This is a genomic window from Mesorhizobium sp. CU3, from assembly GCF_006442965.1.
In the GTDB taxonomy this organism is placed as follows: domain Bacteria; phylum Pseudomonadota; class Alphaproteobacteria; order Rhizobiales; family Rhizobiaceae; genus Mesorhizobium.
This window is the reverse complement of sequence record NZ_VFWX01000023.1, coordinates 86,238-111,962: the sequence shown is the minus strand read 5'-3', so window position 1 is coordinate 111,962 and position 25,725 is coordinate 86,238. Positions and strand designations below refer to the sequence as shown.

28 protein-coding genes are annotated in these 25,725 nt (G+C 63.8%); 15 read left to right on the top strand and 13 right to left on the bottom strand.

Going from position 1 to position 25,725, the window contains the following annotated elements; genetic code table 11:
- Positions 1 to 107: 107 nt before the first annotated feature.
- Positions 108 to 1,094 carry an AraC family transcriptional regulator gene (locus tag FJ988_RS27905; protein ID WP_140822071.1) on the bottom strand — a complete coding sequence of 329 codons (987 nt, stop codon included), beginning with the start codon at positions 1,092 to 1,094 and terminating at the stop codon, positions 108 to 110.
- 176 nt (positions 1,095 to 1,270) lie between these two features.
- Here FJ988_RS27905 and FJ988_RS27900 point away from each other — a divergent pair, with 176 nt between their 5' ends.
- The 7 genes from FJ988_RS27900 (at position 1,271) to FJ988_RS27870 (ending at position 7,988) form a co-directional block, all read left to right on the top strand.
- Positions 1,271 to 1,900 carry a sigma-70 family RNA polymerase sigma factor gene (locus tag FJ988_RS27900; protein WP_140822069.1) on the top strand — a complete coding sequence of 210 codons (630 nt, stop codon included), beginning with the start codon at positions 1,271 to 1,273 and terminating at the stop codon, positions 1,898 to 1,900.
- Between the two features lie 132 nt (positions 1,901 to 2,032).
- Positions 2,033 to 3,013 (top strand): GlxA family transcriptional regulator, encoded by a 981-nt coding sequence (locus tag FJ988_RS27895; RefSeq protein ID WP_140822067.1) that lies wholly within the window; start codon positions 2,033 to 2,035, stop codon positions 3,011 to 3,013.
- A gap of 460 nt (positions 3,014 to 3,473) precedes the next feature.
- On the top strand, positions 3,474 to 4,826 hold the full coding sequence (locus FJ988_RS27890) for an aspartate aminotransferase family protein (protein WP_348644326.1): 1,353 nt from the start codon (positions 3,474 to 3,476) through the stop codon (positions 4,824 to 4,826).
- A gap of 16 nt (positions 4,827 to 4,842) precedes the next feature.
- Positions 4,843 to 5,994: an FAD-binding oxidoreductase gene (locus FJ988_RS27885; RefSeq protein ID WP_140822065.1), complete on the top strand. Its 1,152-nt coding sequence runs from the start codon at positions 4,843 to 4,845 to the stop codon at positions 5,992 to 5,994.
- A gap of 182 nt (positions 5,995 to 6,176) precedes the next feature.
- Positions 6,177 to 6,458 (top strand): hypothetical protein, encoded by a 282-nt coding sequence (locus FJ988_RS27880; protein ID WP_246688677.1) that lies wholly within the window; start codon positions 6,177 to 6,179, stop codon positions 6,456 to 6,458.
- Positions 6,459 to 6,558: 100 nt separating this feature from the next.
- A complete protein-coding gene (locus FJ988_RS27875; RefSeq protein ID WP_140822061.1) occupies positions 6,559 to 7,515 on the top strand; it encodes a DMT family transporter in 957 nt (318 codons plus the stop codon).
- Positions 7,516 to 7,706: 191 nt separating this feature from the next.
- Positions 7,707 to 7,988: a type II toxin-antitoxin system ParD family antitoxin gene (locus FJ988_RS27870; RefSeq protein ID WP_140822059.1), complete on the top strand. Its 282-nt coding sequence runs from the start codon at positions 7,707 to 7,709 to the stop codon at positions 7,986 to 7,988.
- A gap of 297 nt (positions 7,989 to 8,285) precedes the next feature.
- Here FJ988_RS27870 and FJ988_RS27860 read toward each other — a convergent pair whose 3' ends face one another.
- From FJ988_RS27860 to FJ988_RS27850, 3 genes are read right to left on the bottom strand one after another with little or no spacing between them, the layout of a single operon-like run.
- Complete coding sequence (locus FJ988_RS27860) at positions 8,286 to 9,602, bottom strand: HlyD family type I secretion periplasmic adaptor subunit (protein WP_140822057.1); 1,317 nt, start codon at positions 9,600 to 9,602, stop codon at positions 8,286 to 8,288.
- Between the two features lie 3 nt (positions 9,603 to 9,605).
- Entirely contained in the window at positions 9,606 to 11,354 is a 1,749-nt protein-coding gene (locus FJ988_RS27855; protein WP_140822055.1) for a type I secretion system permease/ATPase, read from the bottom strand.
- Between the two features lie 13 nt (positions 11,355 to 11,367).
- Positions 11,368 to 12,792 carry a family 16 glycosylhydrolase gene (locus tag FJ988_RS27850; protein WP_140822053.1) on the bottom strand — a complete coding sequence of 475 codons (1,425 nt, stop codon included), beginning with the start codon at positions 12,790 to 12,792 and terminating at the stop codon, positions 11,368 to 11,370.
- Positions 12,793 to 13,213: 421 nt separating this feature from the next.
- On the opposite strand from FJ988_RS27850, the gene FJ988_RS27845 reads away from it, so the two are divergent.
- On the top strand, positions 13,214 to 13,657 hold the full coding sequence (locus FJ988_RS27845) for an SRPBCC family protein (protein WP_140822051.1): 444 nt from the start codon (positions 13,214 to 13,216) through the stop codon (positions 13,655 to 13,657).
- A gap of 41 nt (positions 13,658 to 13,698) precedes the next feature.
- Here FJ988_RS27845 and FJ988_RS27840 read toward each other — a convergent pair whose 3' ends face one another.
- The 4 genes from FJ988_RS27840 to FJ988_RS27825 all read right to left on the bottom strand — a co-directional run bounded on the left by FJ988_RS27840 (position 13,699) and on the right by FJ988_RS27825 (position 17,520).
- Positions 13,699 to 14,250, bottom strand: a complete 552-nt coding sequence (locus FJ988_RS27840; RefSeq protein ID WP_140822049.1) for a hypothetical protein — start codon at positions 14,248 to 14,250, stop codon at positions 13,699 to 13,701.
- Between the two features lie 158 nt (positions 14,251 to 14,408).
- Positions 14,409 to 15,110, bottom strand: a complete 702-nt coding sequence (locus tag FJ988_RS27835) for an SDR family oxidoreductase (RefSeq protein ID WP_140822047.1) — start codon at positions 15,108 to 15,110, stop codon at positions 14,409 to 14,411.
- A gap of 172 nt (positions 15,111 to 15,282) precedes the next feature.
- Complete coding sequence (locus FJ988_RS27830; protein WP_140822045.1) at positions 15,283 to 16,524, bottom strand: patatin-like phospholipase family protein; 1,242 nt, start codon at positions 16,522 to 16,524, stop codon at positions 15,283 to 15,285.
- Positions 16,525 to 16,551: 27 nt separating this feature from the next.
- A complete protein-coding gene (locus tag FJ988_RS27825) occupies positions 16,552 to 17,520 on the bottom strand; it encodes a DUF3616 domain-containing protein (RefSeq protein ID WP_140822043.1) in 969 nt (322 codons plus the stop codon).
- Between the two features lie 166 nt (positions 17,521 to 17,686).
- Between FJ988_RS27825 and plsY the strand changes: the two genes are divergently transcribed.
- Positions 17,687 to 18,343, top strand: a complete 657-nt coding sequence (gene plsY, locus FJ988_RS27820) for a glycerol-3-phosphate 1-O-acyltransferase PlsY (RefSeq protein WP_140822041.1) — start codon at positions 17,687 to 17,689, stop codon at positions 18,341 to 18,343.
- 7 nt (positions 18,344 to 18,350) lie between these two features.
- Here plsY and dinB read toward each other — a convergent pair whose 3' ends face one another.
- Positions 18,351 to 19,616, bottom strand: a complete 1,266-nt coding sequence (dinB, locus tag FJ988_RS27815; protein WP_140822039.1) for a DNA polymerase IV — start codon at positions 19,614 to 19,616, stop codon at positions 18,351 to 18,353.
- A gap of 309 nt (positions 19,617 to 19,925) precedes the next feature.
- On the opposite strand from dinB, the gene FJ988_RS27810 reads away from it, so the two are divergent.
- Positions 19,926 to 20,159, top strand: coding sequence for a hypothetical protein (locus FJ988_RS27810; protein WP_140822037.1), 234 nt, complete (start codon positions 19,926 to 19,928; stop codon positions 20,157 to 20,159).
- A gap of 77 nt (positions 20,160 to 20,236) precedes the next feature.
- Here FJ988_RS27810 and FJ988_RS27805 read toward each other — a convergent pair whose 3' ends face one another.
- The gene (locus FJ988_RS27805) at positions 20,237 to 21,412 is read right to left on the bottom strand and encodes a pilus assembly protein (RefSeq protein ID WP_348644327.1); all 1,176 of its coding nucleotides are present in this window, start codon (positions 21,410 to 21,412) and stop codon (positions 20,237 to 20,239) included.
- Between the two features lie 416 nt (positions 21,413 to 21,828).
- Here FJ988_RS27805 and FJ988_RS27800 point away from each other — a divergent pair, with 416 nt between their 5' ends.
- Positions 21,829 to 22,233: a hypothetical protein gene (locus tag FJ988_RS27800; protein WP_140822035.1), complete on the top strand. Its 405-nt coding sequence runs from the start codon at positions 21,829 to 21,831 to the stop codon at positions 22,231 to 22,233.
- A 46-nt stretch (positions 22,234 to 22,279) separates the two neighbouring features.
- On the opposite strand, the gene FJ988_RS27795 is transcribed toward FJ988_RS27800, so the two are convergent.
- Entirely contained in the window at positions 22,280 to 22,543 is a 264-nt protein-coding gene (locus tag FJ988_RS27795; RefSeq protein WP_246688676.1) for an exopolysaccharide production repressor protein, read from the bottom strand.
- Between the two features lie 584 nt (positions 22,544 to 23,127).
- Between FJ988_RS27795 and FJ988_RS27790 the strand changes: the two genes are divergently transcribed.
- Entirely contained in the window at positions 23,128 to 23,349 is a 222-nt protein-coding gene (locus tag FJ988_RS27790) for a hypothetical protein (protein ID WP_140822031.1), read from the top strand.
- 356 nt (positions 23,350 to 23,705) lie between these two features.
- Here the strand turns inward: FJ988_RS27790 and FJ988_RS27785 are convergent, their stop codons facing one another.
- On the bottom strand, positions 23,706 to 24,011 hold the full coding sequence (locus FJ988_RS27785) for a DUF982 domain-containing protein (RefSeq protein WP_140822029.1): 306 nt from the start codon (positions 24,009 to 24,011) through the stop codon (positions 23,706 to 23,708).
- 242 nt (positions 24,012 to 24,253) lie between these two features.
- Here FJ988_RS27785 and FJ988_RS27780 point away from each other — a divergent pair, with 242 nt between their 5' ends.
- The 3 genes from FJ988_RS27780 to FJ988_RS27770 all read left to right on the top strand — a co-directional run bounded on the left by FJ988_RS27780 (position 24,254) and on the right by FJ988_RS27770 (position 25,188).
- A complete protein-coding gene (locus FJ988_RS27780; RefSeq protein WP_140822027.1) occupies positions 24,254 to 24,553 on the top strand; it encodes a DUF1236 domain-containing protein in 300 nt (99 codons plus the stop codon).
- Between the two features lie 12 nt (positions 24,554 to 24,565).
- Positions 24,566 to 24,841: a hypothetical protein gene (locus FJ988_RS27775; protein ID WP_246688675.1), complete on the top strand. Its 276-nt coding sequence runs from the start codon at positions 24,566 to 24,568 to the stop codon at positions 24,839 to 24,841.
- A gap of 110 nt (positions 24,842 to 24,951) precedes the next feature.
- A complete protein-coding gene (locus FJ988_RS27770) occupies positions 24,952 to 25,188 on the top strand; it encodes a DUF2934 domain-containing protein (RefSeq protein ID WP_140822025.1) in 237 nt (78 codons plus the stop codon).
- A 168-nt stretch (positions 25,189 to 25,356) separates the two neighbouring features.
- Here FJ988_RS27770 and FJ988_RS27765 read toward each other — a convergent pair whose 3' ends face one another.
- Positions 25,357 to 25,707 carry a hypothetical protein gene (locus tag FJ988_RS27765; RefSeq protein WP_140822023.1) on the bottom strand — a complete coding sequence of 117 codons (351 nt, stop codon included), beginning with the start codon at positions 25,705 to 25,707 and terminating at the stop codon, positions 25,357 to 25,359.
- Between the last annotated feature and the right edge of the window lie 18 nt (positions 25,708 to 25,725).

The window sequence follows — 25,725 nt, the reverse complement described above, 5'->3', positions numbered from 1 at the left end:
CGTCCGCGCGGCGGCGGAGCTTGCTGGGGAGAAGGGTAGGGGGCGGGGGTGATGCGGCTAGAGGCGCGGCGTATCACGTTTGCGGGAGTGGAGGATGAAGTACGCGCCTACTGCGCCAACCTCACGCCAGGCTCCATCTGGATGTCCGCGGGCGTGACGCCGAAGCGGCGCTTGAACGTCCTGTGGAAGTAGGACAGGTCGTTGAAGCCGACCGTATAGGCGATGTCGCTGACCTTGCGGTGGCGGGTGGACTCCCGCAGCAGCAACTGTCTGGCGAGCAGCAGCCGCTGCTCGAGCACGAATTCGCTGAACGTCGTGCCTGTTGATGCGAACATGCGCTGCGCTTGCCGCGGGCTGAGGCCGTTGGCTTTGGCGACGGTCTCGATGGTCAGATGGCCTTTGTCCAGATTTTTGAGGATATCGGCCTTCATCAGGTTCAGCCGCGCGGTCGAGATGTCGCTTTCCCCGACCAATCTCTTCTGCTCGGCGCTCGTCCCGATGAAGTGACCGACCAGATCCGCCAGATGTTGCGCCGCCGTCCTCTGACCGAGCGGATCGAGTTCTCCGCCGATCTCGCTGCACAGCGCGGAATAACGTTCGACCATCATGCCCGAGGCACGGTCATGTCCGAGCGTGCGCGCCAGTTGCGCCTCCGCCGACGGCGCGACCTGCAGCAGCAGGCGTCGCGGGAACCGCGTGGTCGTAAATCCACCGCTCTGGTTCAGGTCCAGCGCGCCGGCGATGTTCATTTCGGTGAGGCACATCTGCCCCGCGGTCAGATCAATCGTATTGCTGCCTTGGGTCACCCTTACCTTGCCGTGCGTCGCGGAAATCAGCACGAAATCGTCACAGCCGTCGATCAACAGGTCGCGCGTGCGTGCAAAACGCGCCGAACGGCCTTGCGGCGTGGCGATGGCGATCGAGTCGAGCAGCACGAACTCGTTGTGGCAATCGATGTAACCGTCTTGCGCCGGCCCGACGTCGAGCCGGCAAAAGCCCCGGCAGATGCCTTCGCGCCATGCCTCGTATGCCGACCCTTTGGCCAGGCCGTGATGGGAAATCGAAAGGCGATTTGTCGGCTGCGCCTGGCGCATGACCCGTCCCGTCGAAGGTGAAGCAGTCGCGATGAAACGAGCGCCAATCGTTTTTGATGAGGCAGGCGCATGTCACCCCAGTCCACACGCTTGGCGCGAAAGTCCACGACCGGGATCGGCGCGTTTGTTACCACCGCGCCGGTTTCAGGTAAAGCTACCCCCGCTGGACGACCCCAATGACGACCTATGACAGAGCCGGCCGCGACAGGGCCGGCGAGCGCATGCGCCGGTTTCGCGACGCGGCTCTCCCTTGCCTCGACGATGCTTACAGGTTGGCCTATTTCCTGTTGCGAAATCGCGCCGACGCCGAGGCTGCCGTGCAGGAATGCTATCTGCGTGCGCGGCTTCACTTCGCAAGCTGGCGCGGCTGCGCCATCCGGCCCTGGCTGCTCGCAATTCTAAGGAACATTTGCCACGCGGAACTCGACCGTCGCGGTCAGCACAAAGCGCCATCAGCTTTGACCGGCAGCGAGCAGGTGAAGGCGTCACGCCTAAGGCAGGAGCCAGTAGCAGAGACAGTCTCCGCCCAGCTCGAGGACGACGAGGAAGGTGCAGCCATCCGCAAAGCCGTCAACGAACTGCCGGCGCCTTTGCGCGAAGCCATCGTCATGCGCGAGATCATCGACATGTCCTACGGCGAAATCGCGGAAGTGGCGGGCGTGCCGATCGGCACCGTGATGTTGCGCCTGGCACGGGCGCGCGAACTGCTCCTGACCGGGTGGAAGCCGAGAGATGCAGTCGCGCAAAAGCCAGGCGCGCCGAAATCGCCCTCGCGGAGCACGCCGAAGCTCTCGGCCTGCCGGTGATGAAATTGCTCGCCCCGGCATTCATCTCCGACATTTCCCGGCCGCATCTGGCGTGCACTCTGTTCAGCCCTGTGCCAAAACGTTCGCGATCATCTGCCTACACCACGCGATAGGGCGGTCCCGGGAAAGAGAATGGCCAGGCGCTTCGCATTTCTCCTCGTGCGCGATTTCACGCTCTCCCCGCTGTCGCTGTTCATCGACACGCTGCGGCTGGCGGGCGATGAGGGCGACCGCAGCCGCCGCATCGAATTCGACTGGGATGTCGTCGGCGAACGCGGTTTGCCGATCCGCGCTAGCTGCGGCGTCGAGCTTTTGCCGACCAAGGCGATCGGCAACCCCGAAGATTTCGACAACATTGTCGTGGTCGGCGGCCTTCTCGACACCAACCGTGCGCTCAGCTCTGAGAAGGAGGCGTTTCTGCTGCGCGCGGCCGGGAAGGGCGTGCCGCTGACGGCGCTCTGCACCGGCAGCTTCACGCTGGCGCGCTACGGCCTGCTCGACGGCTATAGCGCCGCGGTCAGCTGGTTCCACATCAAGGATTTCCGCGAGCAATTTCCCGAGGTCAACGCGCACGCCGACAGCCTCTATTCAGTCGACCGCGGCCGTGCCACCTGCGCCGGCGGCACCGGGGCGGCCGACCTTGCCGGCTATTTCGTCTCGCAGTTCATTGGGCGCAAGGCGGCGGAGAAGGCGGCGAAGATTCTGGTGCTCGACCGCATCCGCTCCAGCCGCGACGTGCAGCCGGTCGGCGACCTCTTTCCCGCCGCTCAAAGCCGCGCGGTGAAGCGGGCGCTGCTTTTGATGGAAAGCAATCTTCAGGAGACGCTCTCGGTCGCCGAGATCGCCGGCCGCCTCAATTCCTCGCGCCGCCAGCTCGAGCGCCTGTTCGGCGCCGAACTCGGCATCGGCCCGATGGCGGCCTATCTGGCGCTGCGAATCCATCACGCGAAGTCGCTGCTCGAAGGCAGCGACCTCGCCATCGGCGAGATCGCCTATCGCTGCGGCTTCACCAATGCCGGCCATTTCAGTCGCGTCTTCCGCCAGCAGGCCGGCATCACGCCGACAAATCTCAGGCATCCGAACCGCGCCTCGAATGGGGCGGCGAAGGCATGACTGCCGGCGGGCTCGGCAGCCACGGCTGCCGAATTGCGCTAACCAGGGAAATGGTTCCGGATCGAGGTGGCGCTCGACTAGTGTTTATCGAAACAATAGTCGCAAAGGCCAAGATGGCTGGCGGCTGCCGGTATCGGGTCGAACGGCTGACCGCAACGAATGCACTCCACCTTCGAAACGCGGCCATGAAGGCCCACCTGGCGACGTTGCTTGAGATATTCGACGTCCCTGTCCGGGAACTCCGACTTGTCACTCATACGCGTTACTCTCAACTCAACACGCTCGCTTTATATCAGAATTTACTAAAATTGGTAGGACCAGATGTAGCTGGAATGGTTCGGCCGGGCGCTTCATGTTGTGCAGGCAGGGCCCTTTTGGCTTCCTTTGATACTCCACCTGGCTGCTTGTGCGCATTCGGCACGGAGCCTTACGATCGCGGCAAGGTCGACGAAGAGCAGCGTTGCCTGCCATCCTCAATCCGCCTGTGAGAGCCATGCCGCATTATCCCGACGCCATGCCCGGATCGAAAACGCTGTTCGAACGCGCCCGAAGGGTGATGCCGGGCGGCAATACGCGCACCACGGTCTTCGTCGATCCGTTCCCGATCTACGCCGCGCGCGGCGAGGGGTGCCGGGTCTGGGACGTCGACGGTAATGCCTATTACGACTGCATCAACAATTTCACCGCGATGATCCACGGCTATGCGCAGCCCGATGTGACGGCGGCGGTGGTCGAGCAAATGCCGTTCGGCACCGCCTTTGGCGCCCCGACGGAGAGCGAGATCGAGCTAGCCGAGCTTCTGGTCGAGCGGCTGCCGTCGGTCGATCAGATCCGCTTCGCCAACTCCGGCACCGAGGGCGTGATGATGGCCATCAAGGCCGCGCGCGCCTTCACCGGGCGGCCGAAGATCGTCAAGATCGAGGGCGCGTATCACGGCTCCTACGATTTCGCCGAAGTGAGCCTGGACTCCTCGCCGGCCAATTGGGGCGATCTGCCGAGATCGACGCCCTATGCCAGGGGCACGCCGCGCGGCGTGCTGGACGATGTGATCGCCGTGCCCTTCAACGACATCGAGGCGTTGCGCGCCGTCTTTGCCGCCCAAAGCGAGAGCATCGCGGGCGTGCTGATCGACCCGATGCCCAACCGCGCCGGCCTCATTCCGGCGCGCCGGGACTATCTCGAGGCCATGGTCGAGATCGCTCACGCGGCAGGCGCGCTGGTCATCTTCGACGAGGTTATCTCGTTTCGACTGGGATGGTCGGGCGCGCAAGGCTTGTGGGGTATCCAGCCCGACTTAACGGCGTTGGGAAAAATCATCGGCGGCGGCTTTCCGGTCGGCGCCGTCGGTGGCCGCGCCGACATCATGGCCGTGTTCGATCCGACGGCGGGCAAGCCCGCGCTTCCGCATGGCGGCACCTTCACCGCCAATCCGGTGACGATGCGCGCTGGACTTGCCGCGATGCGGGCGCTGACGAAGCAAAGCTTCGCTCATCTCGACGGCCTCGGCGCGTTCTTGCGCGAAGGCGTCAATGCTTCGTTCGAGCGGCATGGCCTTGCCGGCCAATGTGTTGGCCTCGGCTCGCTGTTCAAGGTCCATTTCACGTCGCTTCCGGTGACGGATTACCGGTCCGTCTATCCCGGCCAGGCCGAGCGCCGAAAGTCCGACGCCCTGCACAAAGGCCTGCTCGGCCGCGGCGTGCTTTCCGCGAGCTACGGCCTGTTCGCGCTGTCGACGCCGATGACCGAGGCTGATGCCGGCTTGATCCTCCAGGCGGTCGACGAGACGCTGGGCGAGATCGCCGCGCAATCCTGATTGAGGCGGATCACGGATGACAGCACCCCCTCATGTCGTGGTGATCGGCGCCGGCACGTTGGGCCTCTGCACCGCGCTCAATCTTGTCGAGCAGGGCGCGCGCGTGACCGTGCTCGAAGCGCAGTCGATCGCTTCCGGCTCGAGCGGCAGGTCGGTCGGCGTCGTCGGATCGCAATTCACCGATCCGTTCGAGATCATGCTCCGCGTTCATTCCTTCCGCCGGTTCCGCCAATGGGAGGGCGAGGGGCTTCGCTTCAACCACATCGGTTATCTTCGGCTTGCGCGCACGCAAGCGCAGATGGGGCTGTTCGCCAAATCGGTCGAGATGCAGGCTGAGGCGGGCCTCAGCTCGCGCCTGATCCGTGCCGACCAGCTGAGCGAACTGGTTCCTCACATCAATCCAGACGGGCTCGAAGGCGGACTGTTCGGGCCTGACAACGGCTTTCTCGATCCGCACGAAATGTGCAATTTCCTGGCGGGCCTTGTCCGAGCCAAGGGCGGCGAGATTCGCCAGTATCGCAAGCTGCTCGGCGTTGCGAGGCAACCGGGCGGTTACAGGCTGGAGACCAGTGGCGATCCGATAGACTGCGATGTCGTGGTCAATGCCGGTGGCGCCTGGGCGCCTCGGGTCGCCGAACTCTTCGACCAGCGTCTGCACATCTGGCCCGAACGGCATGAGGCGGTCGTCATCCATCTCGACGAGCCGCTCGGCTACACGATGCCGATGGTCATGGACCTCGTGAACGGCGAGGGCAGCGGCCTGAATTTCCGCCATGAAAAGCCAACCGAATTGATCGCCGAGATCCACAAGGTGAATTCGGCTGCGCCGGAGGATCCCGACAATTACAACGACCAGTGCGAGGAGCAATCCAAGGTCGATCTGGCCGAGCTGCTTCTGGAGCGAGTGCCCGATCTACCCGGCGCCCGGCTCGGCCGGGGCTGGGCGGGGCTTTATCCGGTCACGGCGGACCATCGTCCGCTCGTCGGGCCGATCGATGCCTCGGAGCCGACGCTGATCACCGCCGCCGGCGCCGGCGGCTATGGCATCCAGCTCGCGCCGGTGATCGGGCAGATCGCGGCCGACTGGGTGCTTCACGGTGCGCCGGTTTCGGTGCCCGGCGCCGCGAGCCTGGCGCCGTCGGCCGAGCGAAACAGGCCCGGTCACTGACCGCCTAAAACACGATCATCCTCGTTAACCATCGATTAACTATCCGGTCGCCTTTATTGGAGTTCTGGAGGATACTGATTTTGGTCGCGGGCGAAGAAGCACGACGGCTCAAATGAGGAGCGGCGGAGAACCGTCGCCATCTGCCGGGGAGGCGCCCAGCATCTTTGATGAGGAGCGTCGCAATGAACATCGAAGAAGCAGTCACAGCCGCGACGGCCGAGTCGGGCGAACTTCTGTCCTGCCTTGGCCAGCCCGTCGTCGCCTATCACGTCACCGCCATCATGCGCGAGCCCGACAGAGGCCATGCGCGGCGCATGCAGCTTGCTTTGCTGCGGCGGAGCATCGAGGCCCTGGTCGACGACGGCTTGGACGACGGCGAAGCCGAACACTGCGCTTGTGAGTTCGACGGCCGCGTCGGCTTGGCCTGGGACCTTCTGCATTTGGCCGGCGACACGCCGCATTGATCCTCTGGCTGAGAGCATCCGGCCACGGATAGGTAACAACTGCGATATGAGGTAGACTGCCGGCACGTCGTGTCTGGGTTCCATCGAACGGGGGCATGCGATGCAGGCGATACCGATAGCGCATCCGACGGAGCAACCTGCCGCTATCTCGATACCCTCCCTGGGCGGCTATCCCACCGCCGTGCTGTGCTGGCTGCTTTCGGCCGGCGTCTATATCGCGGCCAAATGGGTGGCGCCCGAGATGCCGCCCTGGGGCTTGTGTTTCTGGCGTCTGGCGCTCGCCTGCGCCATCCTGCTGCCGATCGTGCATCGCCATCACGGCGCGATGCTTGCGCTGCTCAAGTCGCGGCCGCTGGAACTCGTCGCCGTCGGCGCGATCGGCCTGACGCTCTGCCAGGGTATGATCTATCACGGCTTGAACGACACCGACGCGACCACGGCCGGCATCATCATGGCGATGTCACCGATCATGACGATGGTGCTGGCGCGTCTGGTGCTCGGCGAGCCGCTCGGGCTCTGGAAGGCGCTTGGTGCTTTTGCGGCGCTTGTAGGCATGCTGGTGATCGTCGCGCATGGCGACCTCAGCGCGCTGCTTCAGCTCAAGTTCAACGCCGGCGAGTTGTGGATCGTCGGCAGCGCCTTCTGCTGGGCGCTCTACACTGTGCTGTTGCGCCGCTCGAAATTCGGCCTCGAGCTGCTGCCGCTGGTCGTGCTTCTGCTCGGCGCCGGCGCGTTGGTGGCGCTGCCGTTCCATTTCTGGGAAATCTTCAACGACGAGCGCTCGGCCATGAACTTCCACGGCCTGCTGGCACTCGCCTATCTGGCCGGCCCCGGCGGCGCCCTGATGTATTATCTCTACAACAAAAGCGTCGAGACGCTCGGCGCAAGCCGCGCCAGCATGCTGCTCTATCTGCAGACGCTGTTCGTCGCCATCCTCGCCTATCTGCTGCTCGGCGAGAGCCTGCACGATTACGACCTGGTCGGCGCCGCCTTCATCATCGTGGGCATCGTGCTGGCGACGCTGATGAAACCGGGCGCGGTTTCGGGGCGGGTGTAGAGCGGACCGAATTATGCCGTGCTGAGACGCTGGCACCGGTAGCGTCCTATCGTCGTGCCGTGGCAGCTAGATATGCGCGAGCGCCAACGTGCACCACGTTTCCGCGAATGGTTTCAGATTTCGGCTGTAATACGGCAAGCGGTATGATAAAATCATACCTCTGCAGAGAGCAGCCGTTCGCAGGAGCAGCCATGTCCGCAACCGAAAAACGCACCTTCAGCCTGCCGGCAGAGCAGGCCGCTTTCATCGACCAACTCGTCCAGTCCGGTGCATATGCGACGAGCAGCGAAGTGATCCGCGCCGGCCTTCGCGCACTGCAGGAACGTGATGCCGCTGTAGAGCGCTGGCTGCGCGAGGAAGTCGCGCCGGCCTATGACAAATGGACGGCGGACCCGTCGCAGACAATCCCGGCCAAAAAGGTCTTTGATGGCATTCGCGCAAGGCATGCCGCCCGGCTCAAGGGGGATGTGTGAAGCGGCGGCATGTCGTGCTGCTGGCGGAGACCGAGGCGGACTTGCTTTGGATATACGACACGGTCGCCACGCATCCGGCAGTCTCACCGCAATGCGCTTCATCGAGCGCATCGAGCAGTTATGCCTTGGTCTCGACCTGGCTTCGGAATGCGGGACCAGGCGCGATGATCTGAGGCCGGGGCTTCGCATCGTTGGCTTCGAACGGCGACTGACGGTCGCCCTTTGCCGTCAATGACGACAGCGTGGTCGTTTTGCGTGTGTTCTATGGTGGGGCCAACTGGGAGGATGAGTTGGCGCCTACCGCTCCCTGAACGCCCTCGCCAGCGAATCCAGCATCGGCCGCGCCAGATAGTCGAGGAAGGTGCGCTCGCCGGTGTTGATATGCGCCTCGACCGGCGTTCCGGGATAGAGCTGTTTTGCCGTCACGCCGGGCGGCAGCTTGTCCGCGATCTTGAGCCGGGCACGGAAATAGGCCTGCCTCGTCGTCTCGTCGATCAATCGGTCGGCGGAAATCTCGCTCACCGTGGCCGGCACCTCCGGCGTCAGCCGCGCGTTGAGTGCCGATAGCCTGAGCGTGGCCGGCTGGCCGACGCGCACCGCGTCGATGTCCTGCGGCTTCAGCCTGGCGTCGACGGTGAGGCCCGACGATGTCGGCAGGATCTCCATTATCTTCTCGCCCGGTGCGACCACGCTGCCCTTCGAATTATAGGTCGAGGAGACGACGATGCCGTTGGTCGGCGCCGTGATCGCCGTGCGCTTCAGCACCGCGTCGGCCGCCCTGATCTGCTCGCCAATATCGGCAAGGTTTGCGCGCACGTCGTCCAGCTTGGTCAGCGCCTCCTCGACGCGCTGGGTCGTGGCGCGCTCGGCCTGTGCCTCGGCCTCGACGATCTGCGTGTTGGTCGCCGCGAGGTCGGCCTCCAGCGCGCCGGCCTGGCCGACGAGGTCGGCCTCGGAGCGCAGCAACTGCGAATATTCGTTGCGGTCGGTCAGCCCTCGGTCGAGCAGGTCCGTCTTGACGGCAAGTTCTTTCTTCACGATGTCGGTCTGCTGCTGGATGGCAAGCTGTTGCGCGGCCAGCCCCTTCGCCGACTCGCGATGCATGGCGACGCGCTGCGCCAGGATCGACTGTTCGGAGCGGAAGCGGGCGAGCCTGGCGTCGAACTCCTTCTTCTGTTCGCCAAGCAGTTTTTCGAAATCCTGCTTGAACGGCGCGGGCGGGGCGTCGGCGACCGGCGAAAGCGTTGCGAGCCCGTCGCGCTCGGCCTCAAGTCGCGCCGCACTGGCCTTCAGCGCCATCGACTGCCTGGTCAGCCGGTTGAGGTCCGCTTCGGCCGGCGTGCGATCGAGCAGGACGAGGTCCTGCCCCTGCCGCACATGGTCACCTTCGCGGACCAGCAGCCGGTCGACAATGCCGCCCTCGCGATGCTGGATGAGGATGTTGCCGCCGGTGGCCGCGATCGTGCCTTGCGTGATCACTGCGCCGGTGAGCGGCGCGGTCGCCGCCCAGTAACCGAAGCCGCCGACGAACAGCGCGATCGCCGCATAGCCGGCAAGCGCGGTGTGGCGGAAATCGGTGCGCGGTTGGCTGGCGAAGGAAAGGGCTTGTGCCATCGTCTAAGACCCGAAGCGGATGGCCTGAGGGCGCATGGTCGGCGCAAACGAGCCGGTCACCACCGTGCCGGCGCCACCACTCTTGGCCCCTGCTTGCCGCAATACTTCGCGGCTCGGAGCAAAAGCCTCGATCATGCCGCCGCGCAGCAGCATCACCCGGTCGCAGGCCGCGGCGAGTGCGGGGCGGTGGGTGATGACGATCATCGTCGCGCCGGCGGCTTTTGCCGCCGCAAGTGTGGCTTCCAGCGTCGCTTCGCCGGCACCGTCGAGATGCGTGTTGGGCTCGTCCAGCACCAGCAGGCGCGGATTGCCGTAGAGCGCACGCGCCAGCGCGATCCGCTGTCGCTCGCCGCCCGACAGCGTCGTACCGACCTGCGTCTGATAACCGTCGCGCAGCGCCACGATCGTCTCATGCGCGCCGGCGCGTTTGGCCGCTTCCACGATCGCCAAATCGTCCGCTTCCGCGTCGAAGCGGGAGACGTTTTCGCCGATCGTGCCGGGGAACAGCTCGGCCTCCTGCGCCAGATAGCCGACATGCCGGCCGCGCTGGCCGTCGTCCCAGTTCCTGAGGTCGGCGCCGTCGATCCGTACCGCGCCGCCGCTGGGCTGCAGGGCGCCGACCAGCAATTTCGCCAGCGTCGATTTGCCGGCGCCACTCGGCCCAACGATCGCCACCGCCTCGCCGGCATGAACCGCGAAACTGAGCCGCTTGAGGATCGGCTCGGTGCCGAAGGCGGCGTTGGGCGCGATGTAGAACAGGTCCTGCGCGGCAATTTCGCCCGAAGGGTCGGGCAGGGTGGTCTTGCGCGTATCAAGCGGCTGCACGACGTGCACGCCCCCCAGCCGCGTCCAGGCGCGGCTTGCGTCGCCGATCTGCCGCCAGGCGCCGATCAGCTGGTCGAGCGGCTGCAGCGCGCGCGCCGACACCAGCGAGGAGGCGAAGATCATGCCGGCCGTCATCTGTCCCGCCAGCACCAGCCAGGCGCCGGCGCCGAGGATGGCGAGTTGCAGCATCATGCGCAGCGCCCGCGACGCGCCGCTGAAGACGGCGTTGGCGCTCGCCGAACGGTCATGCAGGACGAGCGCTTCGGCGACATGCCGCTGCCAGGCCCGCGCGGCATTCTCGACCATGCCCATGGCGCGCAGTGTGTCGGCATTGCGCTCGAAGGCCTGCTCGGCTTCTCTGGCCAGAGCCGAACGGTCGTCCGACCGCGCATCGTTGCGGCCGATGGCGATCTGGTTGGCGATCACCAGCACCACGAGCAGCGCAGCACCGCCCAGCGTCACCCAGAACAACACCGGATGGATGAAATAGAGCAGGGCGAGGAACAGCGGCGCGAAAGGCAGATCGAACAGAACGGCGACGCCGCGCGAGCGCAGGAAGGCGCAGACCGAGGCGAGGTCGCTGAGCGGCGCCCCTGCAGTGCCGAGCGAGGCGGCGAAGGTCTCGGCGCCGAGCACCTGGTCGACGCTCGCAGCGATGCGCTGCATGTATATGGCGCGCACCGCGTCGAGGAAGCCAAGCAAGGCCAGCGCGGCGACCGCGATGGCCGATAGGTAGAACAGCGTCTCGCCGCTGGAGGAAGGCAGCACCCGGTCATAGACCTGCAGCAGGTAAAGCGGCATCACCAGAAGCAGGACGTTGATCACCGCCGAGAACAGCCCGGCATCGGCGATAGCGCGCCAAAACACGCTGCGCCGGGACGCCGGCCGCAATCCGGCCTGACCGGTCGGAACACGTTTCGCAGACATCGAGCTGGCCCGCCTAGGCCGTATGCTCGGCCGTCGCGCTCACATGGTTCTGCTGCAGGTCGTCAAGTGTATAGGCGTGGATATAGTCGATCTTCATCTGCGCCGGCGTTGCCAGATGATCCGGCGGCGCGCCGGCCTGGCCGCCGATCGCAAGATCGACCAGCATGTACATCGGCTTGTCCATGTCGGACGGCGTCGCCGCTTCCGCGACCTGCACGCCGTCATAGGTCCAGACCAGCTTGTCCGGCGTCCAAAGCAGGCCATAGGTGTGGAAGCCGTCGGTGTCCGCGACGTTAACCGTCGAGCCGACCTTGGTGTGTTGTCCCGTCTCGTTGGTGTGCGCGGTCATCACCAGCGAATTCGGGCTCTGTCCATACATCTCCACCACGTCGAGCTCCGGCGGCCATGAGCCGTCTTCCGGCAGCAGCCAGAAGGCCGGCCATGCGCCGGCGTTTTCCGGCAGGTCGGCGCGCATTTCGAAATAGCCGTAGGTCTGCGAGAAGGTGTCGTGCGTGGTCAGCAGGCCTGAGGTGTAGTCGTAATTGTTGATCAGCGGCTTGATGTCGGCCGAGGCTTGCGCGGCGGTAATGGTGAGCACGCCATTGTCGATGCTGAAGGGATGCACCGAGCTCGTCGGCACGTAATTGGCGTCGATATACCATTGCAATTCGTTGTTCTGGCTGAGCGAGCTGCCGTTGGCTGCGCCCCACCAGAAATTGGTGTCCCAGGTGCCGCCCTGGGCATTGTGAAGGCTGAGCGTGTTGAAGTCGTCGCTGAAGGACAGCGTCATGCCGGATTTGTCGATCGGCAGTTCGAACTGGCTGGGCTGGAACTTGTCGACGGTGGTGTTGTTGAACACCAAAACCTCGCTGGAGCCCAGGTCGAGCTGCACATTGGCGCCTACCTGCGCCATATGCGCCTTCACCTCGTCGAAGGACATGAAGTCGTAGCCGTTGAGCCGCACCGTGTCATCCGCGCCGAAATCGGTGATCAGGTCACTGCCATTGCCCTTGGTGATGATGAAGGTGTCGGCGCCGCCGCCGCCGATCAGCACGTCGTCGCCCTTGCCGCCGTAAAAGGTCTGGCTGCCGGAGCCGCCCTTGATGATGTTGTCGAGGTCGTTGCCGAACGCGTAGCGATTGTTGCCGGTGACGACGAGGTTCTCGAAATTGTCGGGCAACGTGTAGCTCATCCAGGTGTTGATCGTATCGATGCCTTCGCCTGGCAGCTCGACCGCCCGGTTGATCGCCGAATAGAGGTAATAGTAATCGTCGCCCGCGCCGCCATACATGGTGACGTTGACGTTGCCGTCGCCATAGATGGCATCGTTGCCCGTCGTACCGTGCAGCTCCGGCCCGGAGCCGGTGGCGGAGAACCAGTGGCTGGGCGCGGCCGTGTAGGGAAGGGGAACGCCCTTGGCGTTGAGCACGGTGGTCATCGGACATCCCTTCCTTGTGGTTTCTGGCTTAGACGGTGCGCGTGATTAAGCCATCGATTCCAGAGCAGTTTGTCTCTTGGATTATCGTCTCAAGGAATCATGTCACAGTACAGACGGAAAATGCAAAGATAATCGAATAATCATCACAAGTGAATATCATAAGGTTATTCTAATGCAATTTAAACGAGAGGCCTCATCAATTTTACTAAATGTTGCTAAATTTATGCAAAAACATTAGGCACTATGCCGTGGCTGAATGCATTTTGTCGTCGAACGCCCCGATCTTCGGGCAAGGGCTCAAATCCCAAATCGGGCGACCATGGGTCAGGGGGCGAAAAAATGTGACAGCCATTGTCGGATCGCCTGGAGCCCGCCCGTCCTTGGGGCATCGATCAACGAGACAACAGAGGATACCGAAGACATGCCCAGCACCATCCACCTGCACCGCGTGCTCGCCACCAAGCCGGAAAAGGTCTATCGCGCCTTCATCGAGGCCGATGCGCTGGCGAAGTGGCTGCCGCCAAATGGCTTCACCTGCACCGTGCACAGCTTCGAAGGCAAGGTCGGCGGCTCGTTCAAGATGTCGTTCCGCAACTTCACCACCGGCGACAGCCATTCCTTCGGCGGCGAGTATCTGGAACTCGTTCCCGGCGAGCGGCTGCGCTACACCGACCGCTTCGACGATCCGAACCTCCCGGGGCAGATCGAGGTGACCGTGACGTTGAAGAAAGTCCTGGTCGGCACCGAGATCAACATAACCCAGGCCGGCATCCCCGACGCCATTCCCGCCGAGGCCTGCTATCTCGGCTGGCAGGAATCGCTGCGCAATCTGGCCAAGCTCGTCGAGCCTGAGATCAACCAATAGAGAATGCCGATTGGCCAGGCGGAGTTGGAGGACGCCGTTCTTCAGCCCGCCGAAAGGCCATTTCGGCGAACTGCAATCGGCAGCGCGGCCCCCAGGCAAATCGCGAGCAGAGCCAGGCCGGCAAGCATCAGCCATTGCATGGTCATGGCCTGCTCATCTTGCCCGAGGACTCGGTAGAGGCCGTTGATCTCGACCATTTCACCGCTGGATAGCCGTTTCTTCGGCAGATTTCGGTCGACGTAGAAATACTTGGTCATCGCGTTGAACTCGAGTTCGCTGCCGATGAACATCTCAGACGGCGTCACATCCGAGGTGACATGGCCGTCATATGGAAATTCCTGCGTGGCGCGGATGTCGACGGTGTTGAAATCGGGCTTGATGGCGCCCTCGTGGAACCAGCCCGGCGAGAACACCGATACCGGTCCAGAGCGCGGCAGGTGCGTGATCGGCTGATTGATGATCGCGACTATTTTCTGGTCTGCCTGCGCAGTTTGCGCATTGATCTGTTCGATCCGCGGCAAGTTCCAAAGAACGGCGCAGCCAGCGGCCAGTAAAATTCCGCCCGCACCAACCAGGCCGAGGAGAAGGCCCATGCCTCTTTGGGGTTTCGGTGCACGGACTATCGTCGCGGGCGGCGCGTCGGCAACGCACCCGCGTCGCCCAAACGCAGGACTGATTGGGTCGCCAGCCTTCATCCGTCCATCTTGGATGCAGGCAGCCTAACGCGGCCTTAACGGGCCGCGGCAATAGCTCACACCGCCCGCGTGATGCCACCGTCGACGCGTATGTTCTGCCCGGTGATATAGGCCGCCCCATCCGAAGCCAGGAAGGAAATCGTCGCAGCGATCTCTTCCGACGTGCCGTAGCGTTTCATCGGCACGCTGTCGCGGCGCTGGTCGGTCGACGGCAGGCTGTCAATCCAGCCGGGCAGCACATTGTTCATACGGATGTTGTCGGCGGCGTAGGTGTCGGCGAAGATCTTGGTGTAGGCGGCAAGCCCGGCGCGGGCCACGGCCGATGTCGGGAACATCGCGCTCGGCTCGAAGGCCCAGGCGGTCGAGATGTTGATGATGACGCCCGCCTTCTGCTTTTGCATCACCGGCGTCACCAGCCTTGTCGGGCGCACGGCGTTGAGGAAATAGGTGTCGATGCCCTTGTGCCAGTCCTCGTCGCTGATCTCGATGATCTGCGCGCGCGGACCGTGGCCGGCGCTGTTGACCAGGACGTCGATGCGGCCCCACCGCTCGAGCGCCCCGTCGGTCAGCCGCTTCAGGTCGTCGTTCGACTGGTTGGAGCCGGTAACGCCGAAGCCGCCCAGTTCGTTGCCCAGCGCCTCGCCTTTGCCGGAGGAGGACAGCACGCCGACCTTGAAGCCGTCGGCCGCCAGCCGCTTCGCCGCCGCCGCTCCCATGCCGCTGCCGCCCGCCGTCACCAGAGCTACCTTGTCCACCATCTCGCGATCCTGTCCTGGCTGGGGGCGGGGAGGCCGCCCGAGGTTGAAAGGGTCCTGTTAGCATGGACGGGCGAGGGCATGAACCGGATTGGATTGCGCCAAGCGTTGGCGATCGTTGAAAGCGGTGGAGCGCTCAATCCCTGCAAAGGGCGAAATCAGCAGTTTCGGCCCCTTACATCCCGATCAAACCCATCGTCGCCTTCGACACCTTCGCGCAACGCCCGGGCAATACATCGCCCGCTTTCAGCGGAGCGGCCTTCCCGGCCGCCACTGCCGGCTGGTACCAGGCCTGCATTGCCTGGTCGGAAACGCAATAGCCCCAGTTGACCAGATCGACGGTCTCCCGCACACCAAGGAAATGCAGCGAGGTACCGATGTCGGCCGGCTGGGTGGCCGCTGTCCGCATGAACAGCGGCATGGCCATGTCCTTGTTGGACTTGGGCGCGATCGACCAGTAGACCCCGCGCGTCGCGGCATGGTCGGGGCGGGTCGTGTTATCGGGCGCGGCGCCGTCGTCGGCATCCTTCGCCGCCTGGAAGCGGCCGATGAGATCGCGCCGCCTCAGCGAGCGCACCTGGTTGTCGCTGGTGTCGAGCACACGGCTCAACTGCGAGAGCCAGTTGCCGAAGCTCGACTTGGATTCGTGCCAGGGCGCGCCGGCATCGCTGACCAGAAGCCAGCGGCAGCGCTTCAGCGCCGGCTCGATGCCGTGATTGTCGTAGACGCCGCCATCGGTCAGCACGGCGCGGCCAGGCGTAACCGGTGGGCCAACCGTGGGGTCGAGATTGTCGTTGCTCCATCGGAACTGCTTGAGGTCGAGCCTCAGCGGCGACAGGTAGGGCGGGAAGGCCGAGGATGCGGCAATCGCGGTGGCGACTGGCAGATCGGCGTCCTCGGCGTAGCCGATGCGATAATCGGCGATATAGGAGCGCGACATGCGAAACAGCGAGCCGGTGCTGAGGTTGCTGGAGCAGAACACAAACCAGGGGCGATCCGTCAGATCCTTCAGCATCGGACGCGTTCCATCGAACAAATGGCGCTCGTAAGCGGCGGCGACTTCGCGTGCCGCGCTCGAAAACGGGTTGAGCACACCCTTGAGTGCCGACGGCAGATCGAGAAAGACCTGCGAGAACGCCACTACCTTTTTGAGATAAATATCGAAATTGGTGGCGATGCCATCGGCGAAGATGAAGCGCGGCCACATGACCGCAAGCAGCCCGGCGGCGATCGAGCCGCCCGAGACCGAGCTCACCATGCTAAGCTCGCCGAGCAGGCCGGCTTCGTTGAGGCGCGTGAGCACGCCGGCATGGAACAGCATGGCCCGATAGCCGCCGCCCGACAGGCAGAGACCCAGCCCCTGGCGCGTCGTCGTCGTCTTTTTATCAGCGCTTACCTGGACAGAATCCGGGCTCATGCCAGTCCCCCGCTTCGCCGCCTTTTCTCAGGCGACCCAGTCGGCCGTCGCGGTCGTTGCCGCGCCCGGTCCCTTGTTCGACGTGTCGTAGACGACGAGGATGCCGGGCCGGCCGTCAATCGCGTACGGGCATAGCCCTTCCGGGTGCCGGTGGTTCGTCGGCCATTCGTAAATCGTCTCGGGCTTCTCGATGCGGCCGGCGCCGGACGGCTGCCAGCGATGGATGCGGAACGGCCCGTCCGCGCCCGTCACAGGGCCGGCGATGATGAGCACCGCCTCACCGTCGCGGGCGAGATCGCGCACGCCGAGCCCGCCCAGATCGAGCATGTGCAGATGCGGCTTGCCCTCCTCTGGCAGCAGCGCCGCCTTGCGCGGCAGCGAAACGACGATCGCGTGGCTGTCGATGACGGGGCCGCGCAGGCCGAGCAGCAGTCGCCGCTGCATCAGCGTGAGGCCTTCGATGTCGAGCCCGTTCTCCTTGCTCGGCAGGTTGAGGAAGCCGGAGAGATAGGCGTTCTCGCGCAAGCGGCGGCGCAGGCTGCCATCGCCGGTGAAGGGCAGCGCGTGGCCGGTGCCGCGCTTCGGCTTGCCCGAGCCGCCGAGCTCGATCGAGCCAAGCAGATGCCGGCTCGTCCGGCGTTTGAAGCCGGGGTCGAGCGTGCCGACCACTTTCGGCTCGCGCCGCACCCGGCAATGCGAGCCGCAGAGCCAAAGCCTGCCGCCGAAGACATCGACGGATTCGAGGTCCGCCTCATGGCCGGAGGGCAGGCCGGGGAAGAAGTCGTCCAGCTTGTATTGCTCCTCGAGCCGGAAACCGGCGTCGCCGATCCTCAGGCACTCGAAGCTCCGTCCCTCGTCGGAGACGGTCCAGGCGAGCTCGCGGTCGATAGCGATGCCGGACATGTTGCCGACGACATCGCCGATAGCGCGCGCGCCGGCATAGTCGAAGGTGATTTCGCGTATCGGCTGCAACGGCTGGGCCGTCTCACTGGCCATGGATCGCTCCGATCGTTCGGCAGTTCATCGCCAGTCGAACCCAGTGCGGACAATCTGGCAAGCCGCGGAATCGCGGAATCTCAAGTGATTGGGCAAAAGCTGTGAAACCTTCGCAAATCTCTCAAAATGCGCCATAGCCGTCTGTCTGAAAGCAAGGGTAAATCGCATGGTCTTTTGGCTGGCTGGCTTGGCGGGATTGGCACTGGCGTATCTCTTCGGTTCGATCCCCACCGGTTATCTGGCGGGAAGACTGCTCAAGGGCATCGACATCCGCGAGCATGGATCGCGATCCACCGGTGCCACCAACGTGTTGCGCACGCTGGGCAAGGGGCCGGCACTGGTGGTGCTGCTGGTCGATTTGCTTAAAGGCGCTGCGGCGATCCTCTTTGCCCGCTGGTTCTATGTCTGGCTCGGCACGTTGGTCGCGCCGCTGGCGGCGCTCGATCGGCAAAGCCTGGTGTCCTGGGGCGTCTGCCTCGCCGGCCTTGCCGCGCTGCTCGGCCATGGCCGCTCGATCTGGCTGAATTTCACCGGGGGTAAATCGGCCGCCACCGGCCTGGGCGTCCTACTCGCGATGTCCTGGCCGATAGGGCTCGGCGCAGCCATGGTCTTTGCTCTCGTGCTGGGTTTGTCCCGCATCGTCTCGCTGAGCTCGATGCTGGCGGCGCTGGCCGCGATCGCGCTGGTCTGCGTCCTGCCGCAGCCGCTGCCTTATCGCCTGCTGGTCATTGCCGGCGGGCTTTATGTGATTGCGCGCCATCGCGCCAATATCGGCCGGCTGATCGCGGGCACGGAGCCGCGCCTTGGGCAAAGCAGCGCTTGACTGATCCTCACAGCTCCTTCTCGGCCAGTTCCCTGAATTCGTCCGGCACCGAGCGCGCCAAATCCAGCGCCACGGTGCCGTAACCCACCGCCTCCTTGCCGAAACGCCGGCGGATCTTGTCGACGGCGCGGTCCGCGCCGAAGCGGGCCAGGCCCTTGCGGCTGCCGGGCCTCAGCTTCTCGTCGGCAAGCCCGAGCGGAAGTTCGAGCTGCAACTCGGCATGTTCCTCCAGATGCGAGACCGAGATGGCGAGCAGCGAGATGTCGCGCTCGCCCGGATGGGCGGCCAGTACGCCGCGCACCAGCTCCTCGGCGATTTCGGCCAGCATCGTGGTGGCCTGAATCGGCTGTTCCAGCGTGATCGATCGCGAGACCGCGCGCATGTCGGCGAAACGCACGCGCACGCTCACCGTGCGTCCCGGCCGATCCTTGGACCGCAGGCGGCTGGCGACGCGGTCGGCGAGATGCAACAGCGTCGGCACGAAGATGCTGGGCAGCGCCGGCTTTCGGCCAAGCGCCGATTGCGCGCCGGCCGAGATGGCGCGGCGATGCGTTTCGAGCTTGCGCGGGTCGCGGTTCCAGGCAAGCGCGGCGAGCTTATGGCCGGCGGCGGGGCCGAGCAGCCGTTGCAGCGCGCCGCTATGCGTGCGCGCCAGTTGGCCGATGGTTTCGACACCGATCTCGGCCAGCCGCGCCTTGGTGGCAGGGCCGACGCCCCACATCAGCGTCACCGGCAGGTCGTGCAGGAAGGCGAGCTCGCTACCGGGCGCCACCACCACCAGCCCGTCGGGCTTCGCCACCTGCGAGGCGATCTTGGCCAGATGTTTCGTCCGCGCCACGCCGATCGAGATCGGCAGGCCGAGTTCGCTCTTCACCCGCTCGCGGATTTTGCGCGCGATCTCGTCCGGCGGGCCGAACAGATGCGTGCAGCCGGCGACATCGGCAAAGGCCTCGTCGATCGAGATGCGCTCGACCAGCGGTGTGAAATCGTCGAGCACCTTGATCGCGGCGTCGCCGAGGCGCTGGTATTCGCTGAACCGGCCGCCGACGAAGATCAGCCCGGGACAGAGCTCTCGCGCCTTGCGGCCGGGCATGCCGCCGCGCACGCCGAAGATTTTGGCCTCATAGGAGGCCGCCAGCACCACGCCTCCGCCGACCGCGATGGGCTTGCCGCGCAGCGACGGATCGAGCAACTGCTCGACCGAGGCGTAGAAGGCGTCGAGATCGGCATGCAGGATGGTGGCTTCACCGCAAGCGGCGTTGGTGGCAGGCATCCTGCGTGTTCCGGTATCGGCTCCTTGCCGCGTTGCAGCATTAGCCTATTCTGTTGGAAGGAATTTTATCGAACATAAAGAGAACAAAACGAGCTTTTTGTCAAGTTGCGGCCACGGCCGTTGCGCCGTCTGTGGCGCACTGCACATAAAATCATACCCGAATCAAAGAGACCCGCACGGCAGAAGACCGTGCGGGCAAGCTGGAGTAGCCGGGGTATCAACGCAGCGACGCGGCATCGGTTGCATCATAAGGCCGGCGAAGGGGAACCGTTGGCCATGCCTCACCGTTGTCAGGCAGCGGAGGCTGTCATGGATAGTTTCGAGCTTATCGATCTTCTCTGCGTCGTCGAGGATTGCGTCAGCGATCGCTCCACCGGACATGTCGTTGCAATGTCGAAGGCCGTCGAGGAATTGCGTGTTCTTACCGGCGATTTCGTCTCGTCCGACGAGGATGCGGCCAACGCTTTGACGCAAGTCGCGCTCAGACGCGGCTGCGCTGTGCTGTTCGACGAACGGGCCGGCGCCGAGATCACTGAGTTTTAGGCCGCGCCTGAATAGATCCGGAAAGATCGACCTTCGCGAAGGCGTCGCCTGCCATCGCTTTAGTTGACCCCATCGCTTCAGTTGACCAATGTGATCATGCGGCCCGCATACATTGCGAGGCTTCCGAGTTCTGCGGTGCAGTCGGCCTTTACGGCCGAGTTCCCCGTCATGTCCACGGTGTCGCCGACAAGCCTGAGGCAACTGCCCTGGGCACTCATGTCTGAATTTCCGGTGTAGGTGATAGCGGCGTCCGGGGCGTAGACGAAGCCGCTCACCACCGAGCCGGATCCGCCGTTTAGCGTCAGCGCCTGGGTGTCGCCGTGAGCCTGGAAGATGGTGATGCCGGCATAAGGCCCACTGGTGGGGGGCGACAGGTTCACCTGCTCGTTGGCGTTGATATAGAGCTGCGAGTTCTCCATCAGGAAGATCGTCACCCCTTGGCCACTCAGGCTGCCGTTGCCGCCGGGCTTTATGGTGACGTTGCGCAGGATGTAGGTGCCTGGGTTGAGGGTGATCTTTCCCGACCAGGTCTTGTCGCAATAGGTGCCGGGCGACAGCGTGACCGTTTTGCCGTTTGGCATCGACTGGCAGAGCGTGTAGGCCGGAGGCACGACATCGGCGAGCGGATCGAAAGAAGCATACTGCTTTTCCTGCGGCGCGCCGCAGGAAAGGGTGGCGTTGGGCGGCGTCAAGCCTTGCGTGGTGCCGACCGTCGAGACGCAACCGGCGCTGACGATTGCCGACCCGCCTCGGCTGACGGCGTCGGCCGCGTCCGAATTGGCCGCGATTATACAGCCATTCATGGCTACGTCGGTGGAGCCCTGCAGGTTGACCGCGTCATCTGCATGCGGGTCGAGTGCCAGCACGCATGCCTGCGCGCCGGGCTTGACCTTGACAGAAGCGGAACGGGCCGCCTGCCAGGCCGGCGCGCCGCTGACGAAGGCGGGCCGGCTGATGCTGGACGACAGCGAAATGACATAGGCGCTCGGATCGCCGCTTACGGCCGCGTGCAGGGCCGCGACGCTGCCGTTATATTCCTGCGTGTCGGCAACACTCATATTGGCCGCGAAGAAGGTACCGCCAAGTTGTTGCACATCGCTTGCCGACATGCCGGGCTGGTATTTCGTGCCGATGGCCAGGTCCGCCGCGTCCAGCGAGTTCTGCAACTGGGCGGCGTCGTCACTGGTGCCCACCAGATCCATTGCGCCGGCGACGGCAAGCACGAGCGGCACCACTGCGATGGCGGTCGCCACCGCGAAATTACCGCGCGTCGAAGCCCAGAACCGCCCAATCATTGAGAGTACCCCTGCCGGATGGGCTAAGTGATAAGCCGGCCGCCTATACGAGGGATTTCCGAGAATGATAAAATGCACGGAATACTAAAATGTAATATTTGCAGGCACTTAGACGTAAGTCTTAGAGAAGATTCGGCCTTAGGTCTGAGAATGCGCGGCGCAAGGTCTGAGCGTAGGGCGCCCCGATCCCGAAGGCGCAAGCAGAGCGGAAAAATCAGGCTTCGTTCACACCCCCAACGACGTGCCAGGCGCCCCCCATGGCTGTCCGACGCGCGGTAATAGCTGTTGCCGAGCCTCAGGGCGCATGGCGGTGAACCTCGACCCGGTGTAGTCTCGACGGCGTAGGGGTTTAAAGGCATAGGAGGGACAACGACATGCCGCGCGTTTCAGAGCTTTTCTTCAAGACCGCCGTCATCTTCTTCCTGCTGGGCATTGCCATCGGCATCAAGATGGGGATCTCCGGCGATCACGGCGCTTATCCGGCGCATGCCCATTTCAATCTTCTGGGCTGGGTCACCAGCGCCATTTTCGGTGGCTATTATGCGCTGAACCCGGCCAAGGCCGAAAAGCGCCTGGCCATGATCCACTACGGGCTCTACACGCTTGGCCTGGTCGTAATGCTGCCGCCGCTTTACCTGAAATACGCGCAGGGAAACGATGCTGTCGAGCCCATCCTGGGCATCGGTTCGCTGATCGTCGCCGCGGCGGTGCTGGTCTTTGCCTTCATGGTTTTCTCGCCGGCGCAATCGACGCACTCGGCCACAGCAACGGCGCGTTGAGAATGCAACGAAAGTCGCCGGGCGGCCGTGTGCCGCTCGGCGAAATTTAGAGAAGTTTAAGTCGCGAGATCAGCGCCTGGATGATGCCGTCGCGCTCGAACGGACCAGGCAGCTTGGCGGGGGTCGTGCCGGTATCGCTGGCCTTACCCTCATCGCTAACGCGGGCCTCGCGTTGGACAAGCAACAATACGGTTACGAAGTAGCCTGCCTGCAGCACCACCGCTGCAAGCACTGTCCAGCCGATCGCTTCCCAGATCGATCCCGTGGAAATGTAAGTCCAGCCCAGGATCACCAGGAGCGTTGCGATCATTCCCACAAGAAACTGCGGAAAATACATTTGCCCAACCGAGCGCCGCGACCAATTCGATCGTCGGCGATCTCGCCCATTTCTCTACCCGCCATGACCCATGCACCTTTTCCCAAGGGATCGCAAGACGGAACGGTTTGCCGGCGCACCGGTTGCCCTTTCGTCCTGTCCGGATGCGGACCTCGGGCGGAGGAATCATGGGTCAACTGTCGGCTGCGGCCGCATCGTTGCCGGGATCGGTCATTCAAGGAGCGCCAATGAGACATGCCCGCGGCATTGAAACGCCCCCGGACGCGGCGGGCATTTCTTGGAATGCATACCGATCAGATCAGGATGGTCAAAGCCCACCAGCATGTGGGTCGGCAGCGACGATGGCGCCAGTTGGCCAGCAATCGTAATGGAGCCGAGCCGATTCGGCGGCCCGTTAAGCATGTTTTATTTTGTGAACATAAGCTAATGGAACCTTCGGTATAGGCACTCGTTGCGGCTCTGGATTCGCCTGCCTCATCATGGACACAAGCGGTGAGCAAGATGCGGATTCGGGCGGCGGCATAACGGGCACGGGTTGGGGGAGGAGACTGACCAAGATGTCGAAAAGAGAAATCGGGACATCCCGTTCGCTCGGGATGCGTGTCGCCGATCTGCGAGCCAGGATGCAGGACGCCAGGATAACCGAACACGATATGCGCGCCTTCCAGAAAGTCGCTGCCATAATGGGGGGCGGCGAGGGCTCCCTACGCATTGACGCGGACGACCTCATCGCCGCGTCATTCCTCACCGAGGCGCTGGGCGAGCAGACGTCCGGCTGACAGCCTCGGAAATCCGCAAAGAAACCGAGTTATTCACCGATCGCAAAAAGCCGCAGGCGCGCGGCTGGTAGCGAGCGGATAAAAGCGACTTCGCGTCCCCTCGGACGTCAGGCCGCCCGCCTTTCGTTTGGCGCAATGTCGCGGCGGTGGCTTTCGCGACGATCGCCGGACCGAAGTCCGATATCGCGCCGCATTGGTCCCGCCGCTGAAACCTATCGCCTCTTTTCCCATTTGGCATCTCAGACTGACGAATATAAGTCCCTTCATTCGTCGGTTAGCCGAGCACCCGCCACATCGAACATGGCGGGTGCTCGGCTGTTTCCGGCAGCAAAGCGAAGGTGGACATCGGTGAAGCTTCAGTGCCGCGCCTGGCTTTGTCGCGTCCTCACGCGTCTGAGCTTTGCCTCGCGCAGCACCGCCACCGGATCGGCTCCGGTCCACACGATGCCCGCCTGTTTGGCAAAAACGAGGAAGGCTCGCCGCACCTCACCGAGATTAGTTTGTCCGCTCCGCGCGGCCTCGCAGGCTTGTAATGCCGCCGCATAATTCTCGCCACGCATGGCCGGCCATTCCTTGAGGAAATTCTGCATTTCGCCAAGCGAGGCGATCTCGCGCTTGAAACCGGCACCGACTGTGACCGCCACCGGCGTTTGGAGCTTCATGTCGCTCCTGACGAGACCTTCATGCATATTGTCGCCTTTCGCTTAGCAGTCCCTTTTAAATGCGGGGCGGTCGCAACTGTTCCCCCCAGCGGACGCATGGGCACGCCCGGCATCAATTGGTCGGCGTGACGGAACAAGACCCATGCGGGGGCGTTTGCCCTTCGAGCTCCCATGTTCGACCTGCCTGTGTTTCCGCATTCGCGGAGGCAGGGCGGAGCTCGTCAACAAACAGGAGAGATACGATGAAAACCACCCTCATTCCCGCCGTCGCCGGTCTGGCTCTCATGGCCGGTCTCAGCGTCGCCGCCGCGGACGAGGTGATCGTCACGCCTGAGCAGCAGGTCGTGGTCAAGGAATATGTCCACAAGCACAAGATCGCCTCGGTCAACGTGCTGGGTCTGGAACTCGGCGTCGGCTCAACGGTGCCGGACACGGTTGAACTGCAGGAGGTGCCGGACGTCCAGTACCGCTACGCTGTAGTCAATGATCACACCGTGCTCATCGACCCCGGCACACGGCGGGTCATCCAGGTCATCGATTGATGTGACGTTCACGTGGACAAACAGCTTCCCGCCATTTTTTCGAAGTGGCGGGAAGCATCGTCTTTGGGAGGGAGCGCGATGCACCATCCTCATGTCGAATCACCAGATGTTGCCGTCATGGTCGACAAGCTCCTGGCCGAGCACAGGACCGGTTTGCTGCCGATGAAGGAAGCGATCGCCCTGCTGCGCGAGCTTACCGGAACTGACCGATCTGACGCGGATTTAGCCGGATTGATTACGAAGAAGGCAGCGCATCTGGGTGTCGCCGTCGTCATCGACGGACACTGAGGGAAATTGCAGCCTCAAACTCGGTCGCTTATGCGTGATGTCGAAGACGGCAGGCAAAAATTCGGCTAAGGTTTAGCCGGGGAACAGTCCCGAACCTTAGGAGGCGACAAGTGACGGACGACAGGCACGAACGCATTCGCCAGCGGGCGCACGAGATCTGGGAACAGGCCGGCCGCCCTGAAGGGGCGCATATGGAGCATTGGGAGCAGGCCACGGCTGAGGTTGATGGCACGGCCAAGCCGAAGACCAAAAAGGCGGCTGCGGCCAAGCCGAAGGCGGCCAAGGCTGAAAAGCCGGCCAAGGCAAAGGCGCCTGCCAAGCCGAAAGCACCTGCCAAGAAGGCCTGACGGCGGGTTTCCAAGTTCATTTTCAAGCAGCCTCGCAAGGGCACCGCGTGCCGCGGCGAAGCCGTTCACGATGGCGGTGGGCTGACGGCAAGCTTGGACCGTATTGGCCGATAAAGGCAAGGTCGCAGTCCCTCGCGCCCTCTCATTCTGCCAGCGCGCCTTCGGGCCTTACGCGTCCCAGGCATCGCTCGACTTTGCAAAGCTGACGCCTGCCGCGGTCATCGCGCTCTCGCATTCGCTGATAAGCCTGAGATTGCGCAGATACCGCGCCACCGTCTCTGGCAGCCAGTCCGCGCAGGCTTGAACATAAGCCGAGCCGTGCACCAGCGTGCCGGTCGACAGCCGCTCGTCCTTTTCGGCGATCACCTTCAGATATTGCCGGATGAAGCGGATGTCGTCGGCGATGTCCTGGCTGGCCATGCGCCAGGCGCCGGCCAGGCGCTCGCGCTCCTTGAGCGGCAAAGGTGACAGCAAAGGGCGGGAGAGGTCGGCAAAAGCGGCATGGTTCGCGGTGCTCAAAAGACGATCCTTCCAAAG